1 rRNA gene is annotated in these 824 nt (G+C 57.4%); it reads right to left on the bottom strand.

Annotation, left to right across the window (positions count from 1 at the left end):
• Positions 1-70 precede the first annotated feature (70 nt).
• Positions 71-824: ribosomal RNA gene (locus tag ACERI1_RS18810) — 23S ribosomal RNA — on the bottom strand; the annotation flags it as partial.

Raw genomic sequence — 824 nt, 5'->3', positions numbered from 1 at the left:
TGTACGTGTAGTCCAGTTTGCGTCCGGACCCGTTCGCGCGTCACGGATCCAATGCGTTATACTTGTAGTATGAGTGTGTGGCTTGGCCAGTTAGTGCTCGCGGACTCAACACCTCGTTGCCTCGGTGCGTACATCCCGAGTCTATCGATCTCGTCTTCTACGAGTGGCCTCGGTGGTATCTCTTTTTCAGGTGGGTTTCGAGCTTAGATGCGTTCAGCTCTTACCCCGTGGTGCGTCGCTGCCCGGCACGTGCCCTCTCGGACAGCCGGTACACGAGTGGCACCCATTCGTAGTTCCTCTCGTACTATACGAACGTTCCCGTCAGATACCGTAACACCCCCAATAGATAGCAGCCGACCTGTCTCACGACGGTCTAAACCCAGCTCACGACCTCCTTTAATAGGCGAACAACCTCACCCTTGCCCGCTTCTGCACGGGCAGGATGGAGGGAACCGACATCGAGGTAGCAAGCCACCCGGTCGATATGTGCTCTTGCGGGTGACGACTCTGTTATCCCTAAGGTAGCTTTTCTGTCAGCAATTGGCCGCATCAAGCAGCCTAATTGGTTCGCTAGACCACGCTTTCGCGTCAGCGTCCGTCGTTGTGCCGGACACTGTCAGACTTCCGTATGCTCTTGCGCTCTTCCCCGCGTCTCTGACACGGGTGAGGAAATCTTGGGGCGCGCCCGATATCTTTTCAGGCGCGTACCGCCCCAGTCAAACTGCCCGGCTACCAGTGTCCTCCGCCAGGAGTGAGAGTCGCAGTCACCATCGGGTAGTATTTCAATGCTGGCTCGGTGGCCCGCTAGCGCGGGTACCTGTGTA

Source organism: Natrinema sp. HArc-T2 (genome assembly GCF_041821085.1).
Lineage (GTDB): Archaea > Halobacteriota > Halobacteria > Halobacteriales > Natrialbaceae > Natrinema.
The sequence above is the reverse complement of the archived record's forward strand: the minus strand, read 5'-3'. Positions and strand labels throughout refer to the sequence as shown.